We start from the raw sequence: 10,015 nt of genomic DNA, 5'->3' as shown, positions 1-10,015 counted from the left end.
TCTCTTCTTTAATCATATCTACGTGCGGAATCCCGTCGTCATCATACACGTTTGAAATCGCATAAAACCCAAATGATTCATAAAAATGCTGCAGGTGACTTTGTGCCTGAATTTTTACAACCTCTTCTCCCATTTGATCCTTTAAGAACGCTAATCCTTTTTGAACTAACTCTCTTCCCATCCCTGTTTTTCGATAATCTGAGTGAACAAGGACGCGACCAAATGAAGCTTCTTGATAGCTAACTCCTTTAGGCATTAAACGGATGTATGCAATGATTTGCGCATTTTCCACTTTAAATAAATGATAAGAAGCCTGGTCCTTTCCATCCACCTCTAAATAAGCACACTCTTGTTCAACAACAAATACCCTAGTACGCTCCTGTAAGATGTCATATAGCTCATGCGTTGTCAGCTGATCAAATGTTTTAATATGCCACGTCAAGATGATAACCTTCTTCCTGTTTAGATATTTTATGTATTTATCGATTTTAACACCTTTTGTCACGCATTCCTACGTTTTTTATTTTCTATACTGATTACTTAAAATTTTTCAAAAGTTTTCACACATTAAATTATTTTCATGATAGTATAGTGATATTCTTTCTGACAAAGAAGCAAGATACAGTCTGTGATGAATGTGAAAATCTGAGGAGGAATTAACGTGATTTCAGTAAAACGTGCTTACAATTTTAACGCAGGACCATCTGCACTTCCCCTACCTGTCTTACAACTTGCTCAACAAGAGCTAACGGATTTTAAAGGGACGGGCATGTCCGTAATGGAGTTATCTCACCGTAGCAAAGAATTCGAAAATGTTTTGAACCATGCAAAAGAAACATTAACAGAACTACTTTCAATCCCAGACACACATGAAATTTTATTTTTACAAGGCGGAGCTAGCCTTCAGTTTTCAATGATTCCAATGAACTTTTTAGGAAAAGATCAAGTAGGAGCATTTGTGCTCACTGGTGCTTGGTCGGAAAAAGCATTAAAAGAAGCTAAAAAAGTTGGTGAAACAACGGTTGTTGCGTCTACTAAAGAAGAAAATTACCGTTCAATTCCAACATTAGATCGCGCTGCTCTACCTTCAAACACCGCGTATCTGCATATCACATCTAACAATACAATCTTTGGCACACAGTGGGCTGAATATCCAAAATTTGAAAACATTGATTTAATCGCGGATATGTCAAGCGATATTTTGTGCCGTCCAATCGACGTATCTAAGTTCTCCTTGATTTATGCCGGTGCTCAAAAGAATTTAGGCCCATCCGGCGTAACCGTTGTTATTATTAAAAAAGACTTGTTAAAGCGAATCCCAGCAAACTTACCAACTATGCTCGATTACAATACGCATATTAAAAGCAACTCATTATATAACACGCCTCCAACGTTTGGTATTTATATGCTATCTCTTGTTTTAGACTGGATCAAAGAACAAGGGGGCGTCACAGTAGTTGCAGAAAATAATAAGAAAAAAGCAGAGTTAATCTATTCTAGCATCGACAAGTCAAATGGCTTTTACACACCGCATGCAACAAATGATAGCCGCTCACTAATGAACGTGACGTTTACTTTACCAAATGAAGAATTAACCGCTGCTTTCTTAGCACAATCAAAAGAACAAGGCTTTGTTGGCTTAGCGGGACATCGTTCTGTAGGCGGCTGCCGTGCTTCTATTTATAACGCTGTTCCACTAGAAGCATGTCAAGCATTAGCGGCATTTATGGATGAATTTGCATCCGTTCACGCGTAAACTGATTGATTCTATTTTCACAGATTTATGTTATAATTAGTCTATAAATATATGCAATAGGCACAGGCGCACTATTGGTATATTTAGAGCTTAGCTTAGAAGAGGAGAGATGAGAAATGAACACAAAAACATTAGTATCACTATCTTTATTAGTTGGAATTGGTGCCGTACTGCATGCGATTATGCCACCTGTCTTGTTTGGTATGAAGCCAGACATGATGTTAACCATGATGTTCTTAGGTATTTTACTATTCCCTGGGGTCAAAAACGTTTTACTGCTTGGATTAACAACGGGTGCTATTTCTGCCTTAACAACAGGATTCCCTGGTGGGCAAGTGCCAAACATCATTGATAAACCAATCACTGCTTTTATTATTTTTGGTTTATTACTTCTTGTTCATAACGTTACAACAGTGAAGACACCTGTAGCTGCCGCTCTAACAGCGGTTGGTACACTTGTATCAGGCATTATTTTCTTGTCAGCAGCAGCACTTATCGTTGGGTTACCAGGTGGTTTAATGGCGCTAATTGTAGGCGTTGTATTACCTGCAACGGTTGTAAATACCATTGTTATGGTTGTGGTGTACCCGATCGTAAACTCTGTACTAAAGCGCACAAGTATTTCAGCAAAAGTATCATGATTTGAAAGGGCCTGTACCACGCGGGCCCTTTTTGTATTTAGCAGGTTTATTTCTTAACGGTTAGGAAACATAATACAGTATAAACTCTTTGACTCTTAAAAAAGTTAGATGATGTCAGTATGAACAACTTTGTTCATAAAAAGAAATAATATATAGGAGTGATTTTATGAAACGTACTACCTCCCTTTTTACAGGCATTGCGGCTGGGAGCATTGCCGCAGCGGCTGCAACGCTTTTGCTAACCCCTACTTCAGGTAAAACATTGCGCCAACGCATTGCGCAAGAAAGTCATCAAGTAAAAGAAACAAAAGAAGACATCTCTGGAAAGATTAAACATCTTAAAACGCAGATTCAAACGACTGCTAAAGATGGAAATACTATAGTGAAAAATATCGCAAAAGACCTTTCAAAAACGCTCAACGAATTCCAAAAAGACATTCGTCCACACCAGCAGTCCATCCAATCACACTTAAATGAAATTGAAGATTCACTTTCACACCTAGAAAAGCACATACAAACAACCAAAATTGAAGGGAAATAAAGGAGGTTTTTTACCTCCTTTATTTAATTTTTTAAAATTTCGTAAATTTACATCTTTATAATTTTTTATTTTATTGGCATAATAGAAGATAAATAAAAAAAGCAATTGCGCTAAAGTAGGTGGGGAGAAAATGAAAAAAACAAGTGATCAAGTGTATGATTTGAAAGAAGCACTCTTATTTAGCCAACGTATTGCCCAATTAAGCAAAGCACTGTGGAAGACCGTAGAAAAAGATTGGCAGCAGTGGATTAAGCCCTATGACTTAAATATTAATGAGCACCATATTCTATGGATTTCATATCATTTAAACGGGGCATCAATTTCAGAGATTGCAAAGTTTGGGGTAATGCATGTTTCAACAGCGTTTAACTTTTCTAAAAAGTTAGAAGAAAGAGGATTGTTGGAATTTTCAAAAAAAGAAACCGATAAGCGCAACACTTACATTCAACTAACGCAAAAGGGCGAAGATATTTTACTAGCTTTAATGGAGAACTACAAGCCATCCGAGAATTCTGTTTTTAATGGTGCTCTTCCCCTTCGAAACTTGTATGGCAAATTTCCAGAGTTTATGGAACTAATGACCGTAATCCGTAAAATTTATGGGGAAGACTTCATGGATATTTTCGAACGTTCATTTCATCACATTGAAGAAGAGTTTGTTGATAACGATGGCAAGCTAGAAAAAAGAGAAAAAATCGTGACTGATCAAAAAGAAAGCATTTCTAATTAAGAACTAGTCACGAATCCATTGCACGATATTAAAAAGCTCTGTCATTACATCTTGATACGAGCTTTGATTCAGTAAAGACTCGATTGTTTCCTGCGGGTCCAGCTTATAATTAAGCATTCCAACAAATTGTGTAAGAAGCGGAACGAAGTCAGTTAAGCCTTCCGCTTTTTGCTCAATGTACACCTCTTTAATTTCTTCGCATAGAAGTAAAACATCTTCTACTTCTCTTCTCGTTAGCTCTTCTTTAACAACGAGCTCAATAAATGGCTTTGCTTCCTGCTCAGGCGTTCCAGCTAGCAATTTTATGTAGTATTCTAAACGTGACACTCTAGATTCTAAAGTTTCCATCCTTTACTCTACTCCTTCACCGTTCATGTCCCTACTTCATATTGTACATGATTCGAACCCTTTCTTCCAAATAATTCTTTATGTTACAATGCATTTCAACGGCCTTGTCTTTATTTCGCAAGGACATTTCGATACCCCCTTATTTTCGACAGTTCTTCCGCAATTTACAGGAAGTTTTAGCGAATCTCTATCTATTTTCCTTATTTTTTGGTAATGTTAATATTGACATTACTCGCTAGATATTACTTTCTCATTAGATAAACTACGTATAGTCCAGATAATTGACGTCGATTTTAGGGGGATTCTACTTTATGTACATATTCTTTATACCGTTTGCTTTATTTATTTTATTTTACATTAATACACTAACAAATACATTATGTCTACAAAAAGAAATTCCTGAAGAGAAGCAACCAAAGGTATTTCGTACAATTAATATTTTAATTACAATTTTATTGATCTCTTCCTATGTTGAGGTATTATTCACATAAAACGCGGTGAACCCAGTCACCGCGTTTTACTTTATTGCTTAGTATGCTAAGCCATAGCCGATGATTACTAGTAAAATAAACAGGACTACAATTAAAGAAAAGCCGTTTCCATATCCATGTTTACCCATTTGTTTCTTCCTCCTTCATCTCCTACAGTCTCTGGTGTTATTAGTAGTAACAAGCACATCCGATAATTACTAATAAAATAAATAACACAACTAATAACGCAAAACCGTTTCCATATCCATATCCATGACTCATAATATGAGCACCTCCTTCGTTTACTAATACTGCATGTTATGCATGAACACTCTAAAGCGTCTAGGCGTTTATCACGATTTTAATAATTATTTCTGCATTTCTTACTTTCAGAACGGATTTAATTAAGGGAAATAATTACTTTTTATTCTTGTTTTCACTTTATTTCCATATTCATTTCGTTAAATTTGAGAAATATGGTATAGTAAAACGTATGAGTGAACTATCATTACACTTTATATGAAAACAAAGAGTAGGAGTGTGTACATATGAAAAAAAGCTTAATTGCGCTGTCAACTGCTGCAAGTATCGTAGCATTATCAGCTTGTAGTAGCGATGCTTCAGAATCAAAAGGTGACTCAGCAAAAGTCATTGTTGAAACTGATGCAGGAAACGTGACTCAAGGTGAACTATATGAGGAAATGAAGAATTTAATTGGTCAAGACCAATTCAACACTTTAGTGCGCAATGTAGTAGATGAAAAAGTACTTAGCGAAAAATATAAAATTACTGATAAAGAACTTGATCAAGAGTTAGACAATCTTCGTGAACAATACGGAGATCAAATTGACCAAGCTATTGAGCAAAATGGTGAAGATTCCGTAAAAGACATGCTTAAAGTAGACCTTTTACGTGACAAAGTAGCAACAGCTGATATTAAAGTATCAGAAAAGGAATTAAAGGAAGCATATGAAGCGAAAAAGCCTGAAATTAAAGCTAGTCACATTCTAGTTGAAGATGAAAAAACAGCAAAAGAAGTAAAGGCTAAGCTTGATAAAGGTGAAGACTTTGCAAAATTAGCGCAGGAATATTCAACTGATACAGGTTCTGCCGAAAAAGGTGGAGACCTTGGATATTTCGGTGCTGGCGAAATGGTAGAAGCGTTTGAAACTGCTGCTTACAAGCTTAAAAAAGGCGAAATTAGTGAGCCGGTTAAATCAGACTACGGCTATCACATCATTAAGCTAGAAGATAAAAAGAAATTAGCTTCTTTTGAGGATATGAAAGCTGACTTAGAGCAAGAGATTAAGCGTTCAAAAGTTGACCAAGCTAAGCTAGAAGAAAAGCTGTTAAAAGAGCTTGAAGATGCAAATGTAGATGTAAAAGATAAAAAGGTTGAGCCTGCGTTTGAAAAAACAGATAGCACAAATGCTCAGGGTTAATAACTTAACTCAAAGAAAGGACCGTTCGAAGGAACGGCCCTTTTCTTATTCATGTGCTTAGATTGAATTGCCTTCGCGGCGCTCTTTTTCTACATTCATCCGGTCAATAAAAATTTGACCTTCCTTTTCAATAAATGACTCATCAATGTGCTTTTCTTGCTGTGCAGAGCGAATGGCCATAAATCCACTAAAAAAGATACCTGCTACAACTAAATAAATCCAAATCGGTAATGTTACCATCTCTTCATCCTCCACATCCGTTATTTACAACCACTATATGTACAAGTTGTCTCGGATATGACTGATACTTTTATTCAACTGTTGGTTTATAGAATGATCTATTGTCCAATGCAAAGATACGCTCTGTAAATTCACCTGGCTTTGTTTTGTCTAAAGCACGATCTAACATATTCATTTTAGCATCGACGTTGTCAATTAAATGGAGCATTTCTGCTTCTTTAATAAGCGGCTTTTTAGGGCTCCCCCACTCTTCTTTCCCGTGGTGAGATAGAACCATATGTTGAAGAAGCATAACTTCTTCACCTTCAATACCTAACTCTTCAGCTGTTTTCCCAATTTCATTCACCATAATTGAAATATGTCCCAATAAATTCCCTTGAACCGTATAGGTTGTTGAAACAGGACCAGAAAGCTCAAATACTTTTCCTAAGTCATGTAAAATAACGCCAGAATATAATAAATCTCGATTTAATGATGGATATAAGTCAGCAAACGTTTTGGCAAGCTTAAGCATCGATACAACATGATAAGCCAAACCTGAGACAAATTCATGGTGATTTTTTGTTGCCGCTGGATATTCTAAAAACTCTGACTGATACTTATTCAATAAATGACGCGTCAGGCGCTGAATATTAGAATTTTTCATTTCAAAGATGCTTTGTGTAATATATTCAACCATTTCTTCTCGAGATAATGGTGCTACTTCTAGAAAATCAGAAACTCGAACTCCATCTTGCGGCTGTGCTGGGCGAATGTTGCGCACCTTCAACTGATTTCTACCGCGATAATTCATTACTTCTCCTGCAACCTTTACAATCTTTTCTGCAGCATACGTTTCTTCATCTTCAGGAGATACATCCCATAGCTTCGCTTCAATATCGCCTGTTTTATCTTGTAAGATTACCGTCAAAAACGGCTTTCCGTTACTTGCAATTCCTCTTGTTGAAGATTTTATTAAAAAGTATAAATCCACTTGTTCGCCTACTTCATGCTGGCCAATTCCTTTTGCCATGTCAGTTCCTCCTTACGTTACGCGTCTATTCTCGCTGTAACCTGTCATTCCTTTACATTTATTTTAACACCATCACTTCGTTAATGCACGACTCGACCGAAAAAGGCATGAACTCACTACGATATGAGCTCATGCCTTTTTCTGTTCTTATTTTTTTATGGATTCTTTCTTTGTTAACTGAAGTGCTTTTTTAATATCTTTAAACGATGAAGATTTTCCATACATCAAAACGCCACCTCGGTAAACTCGAGCACCAAACACAGCGAGTAAGCCAATGGTTGCAACGAGTAAGCCAATGGAAAGCGCAATTTCCCACACTGGCACTGTTAGCATTCCAACACGCAAAAACATAATCATTGGTGCAAAAAACGGAATAAATGACGTGATAGTAATAAATGACGCTTCAGGCTTCCCTAAACCAAACATAGCAATCATAAATGCTGCTACAATTACAAGCGTCATCGGTGTAATCATTTGCTGTACATCTTCAATACGGCTAACAAGCGACCCCAAAAACGCAGCTAGGGTTGCAAATAAGAGATAACCTAGAATAAAGAAAACGAATGCATACACAAACGTCTGAATCGGTACATCTGAAAACCCTAGGAAATCAGAAAGTTCGCTGGAACTTCCTTGTAAAGACATATAGCCGACCGCAGCAATAATTGTAAACTGAGTCAAGCTTAATAACGCAATCCCTGTAATTTTTGCAAACATTTGCTTTACTGGAGAAACGCTGGACACGAGAATTTCCATCACTCGTGATGACTTTTCAGTTGCAACTTCCATCGCAATCATGCTGCCGTACATAATAACGGAGAAATAAATAACGAACAGTAAGACGTACACAAGTCCCCTAGCTTGACTTAGTTCTTCCTCTGTTTTGGCATTATCTACTAACGCTTCTTTTTCAAATGCAACTGGACTATAAATCTCTTCAATCTGCTGAGGGTCTAAATCGACCTTCTGGGTAGCATAAGCAACTTTCATTTGTTGAAGTCCCTGCTGTAAGGACGTCGCAACCGCAGATTCTGCTAAAGAGTTTGACTTGTAAACACCTTGTGGTAGCTCTTCGCTATTGATTGATAGCTGAAGATACCCTTCAATCTCTTCGTCTTTGACCTGTTTCTTAGCTTCTGACTCCGACTTAATTTCTTTTAGCGCTAAGTCTTCATCAATGAGTTTCATATTTTCCTTGAATGTGCTGTACGCCTCTTCGGATTCACTGAGAACTCCCACAGTCGTTTGCTCGTCATTATCAAATGCTTTAATAATTGTATCTAAGTTCGTAATTCCTAATAAAAGCAGGACTGTAATAGCAGTCGTAATGATAAACGATTTTGTCTTAAGCTTGTTTAAATACGTATGCGCTACAATGATCCAAAATTTATTCATACGAAGCACCTACCTTTTCAATGAAAATATCATTTAGAGAAGGTTCTTCTACAATAAATTTTCGCACAAATGAAAAGTCTGCCAGCTCTTTGAAAATAGCTTGAGAGACATCCTCATTCTCGATTTGCAGATTAACACCTTCAACCGTTTGTTTCATTTTGACAACTCCATCTACAGCTTCTAAGCGTTCAAATGGACCTTCTCCGTGAACGATAACATTCTTCTTACCAAAAGAGCGTTTAATGTCCCCTAGCTTGCCGTGCACAACAGGCTGACCATGGTGCATGATGCATAAATGCTCACAAAGTTCTTCCACGTGTTCCATACGGTGACTTGAAAAGACGATTGTTGTTCCTCGCTCTTTTAAATCAATGACCGCTGACTTGAGGAGCTCAACATTAACTGGATCCAGCCCGCTAAACGGTTCATCTAAAATAAGCAGTTCTGGACGGTGAATCACTGATGCGATGAACTGGATTTTTTGTTGATTTCCTTTTGACAACTCTTCTACTTTTTTATTGGCGTAGTCAGGTACGTTAAAACGCTTCAACCAATAATCCATTTCTTTTAAAATATCATTCTTGTTCATCCCTCGTAGTTTACCAAGATAAACAAGCTGATCTCGCACTTTTAGCTTTGGGTACAACCCTCGCTCTTCTGGTAAATAACCAACGATATTGCTTGTTTCATATGTAATCGGTGCACCCTTCCACGTAATGGTTCCCGCCGACTGTTCAATCAAGCCTAATACCATTCGAAACGTTGTTGTTTTCCCTGCACCATTAGCCCCTAAAAATCCAAATATCTCACCTTTTGGAATATGTAACGATAAATTGTTCACGGCTGTAAATGAGCCGTATTGCTTTGACACATCCGTCAATAACAGAGACATATTTCTCCTCCTTTTAATAAATTACTTCGCTAACTATCTCTTGAACCAACAGCCTAGTCACCAGTAAAGAAACAGGATAATAGAAATGAATAAAAAGTTTTAAACAAACCGAAGTTTAAATGTTTTTATCACTTACTAATCTACTTATCCTTGGCGACGTGCTGAAAAAATCACTCAGTTAGACCTACTTCTTATTGTATGGAAATTTTATGTAGTTGTAAACCGAAGCAGGAATTTTCAATATAAACTTCGAATTTTAATAAAGTGAACAGATATCCATTTTCTAAAGGAGAGGTCTTCATGACAATGTATACGCTAACAGTTTTTGAAAAAGACGGAGAAAAACTATTGGATGAAACGTTTGAAGCTGCAAGTGAACGTGATGCAAAAGAAATTGGAATGAGTAAACTAACGGAGCTAAATTACCATGAAAAAACGCACCGATGCGTACAAGCTAACGGGAAGCTTGTATTATTTCATCGTTAAAATAAAAACAGTTTGGGACATAACAAAATGATTGCTTTTAAAAGACGAACACTAGCTGTTCC

General features: G+C 36.9%; 15 protein-coding genes. 7 read left to right on the top strand and 8 right to left on the bottom strand.

Annotated elements, in window-relative coordinates; genetic code table 11:
• Positions 1-442 (bottom strand): GNAT family N-acetyltransferase (locus BFL01S_RS17050; RefSeq protein ID WP_061786421.1); only part of this gene is annotated, 442 nt, incomplete at its 3' end.
• 222 nt (positions 443-664) lie between these two features.
• Between BFL01S_RS17050 and serC the strand changes: the two genes are divergently transcribed.
• The 4 genes from serC to BFL01S_RS17030 all read left to right on the top strand — a co-directional run bounded on the left by serC (position 665) and on the right by BFL01S_RS17030 (position 3,668).
• Positions 665-1,756: a 3-phosphoserine/phosphohydroxythreonine transaminase gene (serC, locus tag BFL01S_RS17045; RefSeq protein ID WP_174521199.1), complete on the top strand. Its 1,092-nt coding sequence runs from the start codon at positions 665-667 to the stop codon at positions 1,754-1,756.
• A 116-nt stretch (positions 1,757-1,872) separates the two neighbouring features.
• Complete coding sequence (locus tag BFL01S_RS17040) at positions 1,873-2,397, top strand: tryptophan transporter (RefSeq protein ID WP_082802775.1); 525 nt, start codon at positions 1,873-1,875, stop codon at positions 2,395-2,397.
• A gap of 166 nt (positions 2,398-2,563) precedes the next feature.
• Positions 2,564-2,938: a YtxH domain-containing protein gene (locus BFL01S_RS17035; RefSeq protein WP_061786419.1), complete on the top strand. Its 375-nt coding sequence runs from the start codon at positions 2,564-2,566 to the stop codon at positions 2,936-2,938.
• 130 nt (positions 2,939-3,068) lie between these two features.
• Positions 3,069-3,668 carry an HTH-type transcriptional regulator Hpr gene (locus BFL01S_RS17030; protein WP_025907785.1) on the top strand — a complete coding sequence of 200 codons (600 nt, stop codon included), beginning with the start codon at positions 3,069-3,071 and terminating at the stop codon, positions 3,666-3,668.
• 3 nt (positions 3,669-3,671) lie between these two features.
• On the opposite strand, the gene BFL01S_RS17025 is transcribed toward BFL01S_RS17030, so the two are convergent.
• Complete coding sequence (locus tag BFL01S_RS17025; RefSeq protein WP_025907786.1) at positions 3,672-4,016, bottom strand: DUF1878 family protein; 345 nt, start codon at positions 4,014-4,016, stop codon at positions 3,672-3,674.
• A 311-nt stretch (positions 4,017-4,327) separates the two neighbouring features.
• On the opposite strand from BFL01S_RS17025, the gene BFL01S_RS17020 reads away from it, so the two are divergent.
• Positions 4,328-4,507: a hypothetical protein gene (locus tag BFL01S_RS17020; protein WP_025907787.1), complete on the top strand. Its 180-nt coding sequence runs from the start codon at positions 4,328-4,330 to the stop codon at positions 4,505-4,507.
• Between the two features lie 38 nt (positions 4,508-4,545).
• Here the strand turns inward: BFL01S_RS17020 and BFL01S_RS20160 are convergent, their stop codons facing one another.
• Both BFL01S_RS20160 and BFL01S_RS20155 read right to left on the bottom strand, forming a co-directional pair.
• The gene (locus BFL01S_RS20160; RefSeq protein WP_076513324.1) at positions 4,546-4,635 is read right to left on the bottom strand and encodes a YjcZ family sporulation protein; all 90 of its coding nucleotides are present in this window, start codon (positions 4,633-4,635) and stop codon (positions 4,546-4,548) included.
• Between the two features lie 40 nt (positions 4,636-4,675).
• A complete protein-coding gene (locus BFL01S_RS20155; RefSeq protein WP_076513325.1) occupies positions 4,676-4,768 on the bottom strand; it encodes a YjcZ family sporulation protein in 93 nt (30 codons plus the stop codon).
• A gap of 266 nt (positions 4,769-5,034) precedes the next feature.
• On the opposite strand from BFL01S_RS20155, the gene BFL01S_RS17015 reads away from it, so the two are divergent.
• Positions 5,035-5,928 carry a peptidylprolyl isomerase gene (locus tag BFL01S_RS17015; RefSeq protein WP_061786418.1) on the top strand — a complete coding sequence of 298 codons (894 nt, stop codon included), beginning with the start codon at positions 5,035-5,037 and terminating at the stop codon, positions 5,926-5,928.
• Between the two features lie 57 nt (positions 5,929-5,985).
• On the opposite strand, the gene BFL01S_RS17010 is transcribed toward BFL01S_RS17015, so the two are convergent.
• The 4 genes from BFL01S_RS17010 to BFL01S_RS16995 form a co-directional block, all read right to left on the bottom strand.
• A complete protein-coding gene (locus BFL01S_RS17010; protein ID WP_025907789.1) occupies positions 5,986-6,168 on the bottom strand; it encodes a sporulation YhaL family protein in 183 nt (60 codons plus the stop codon).
• A 70-nt stretch (positions 6,169-6,238) separates the two neighbouring features.
• Positions 6,239-7,180 (bottom strand): 3'-5' exoribonuclease YhaM, encoded by a 942-nt coding sequence (gene yhaM / locus BFL01S_RS17005; RefSeq protein WP_061786417.1) that lies wholly within the window; start codon positions 7,178-7,180, stop codon positions 6,239-6,241.
• A 147-nt stretch (positions 7,181-7,327) separates the two neighbouring features.
• Entirely contained in the window at positions 7,328-8,575 is a 1,248-nt protein-coding gene (locus tag BFL01S_RS17000; RefSeq protein WP_061786416.1) for an ABC transporter permease, read from the bottom strand.
• Positions 8,568-9,467, bottom strand: a complete 900-nt coding sequence (locus tag BFL01S_RS16995) for an ABC transporter ATP-binding protein (protein ID WP_025907792.1) — start codon at positions 9,465-9,467, stop codon at positions 8,568-8,570. Before BFL01S_RS16995 ends, BFL01S_RS17000 begins: the two co-directional genes overlap by 8 nt.
• 300 nt (positions 9,468-9,767) lie before the next feature.
• On the opposite strand from BFL01S_RS16995, the gene BFL01S_RS16990 reads away from it, so the two are divergent.
• Entirely contained in the window at positions 9,768-9,953 is a 186-nt protein-coding gene (locus tag BFL01S_RS16990; RefSeq protein ID WP_061786415.1) for a YhzD family protein, read from the top strand.
• Positions 9,954-10,015 lie beyond the last annotated feature (62 nt).

The organism is Priestia flexa NBRC 15715 (assembly GCF_001591565.1).
GTDB lineage: Bacteria > Bacillota > Bacilli > Bacillales > Bacillaceae_H > Priestia > Priestia flexa.
The sequence above is the reverse complement of the archived record's forward strand: the minus strand, read 5'-3'. Positions and strand labels throughout refer to the sequence as shown.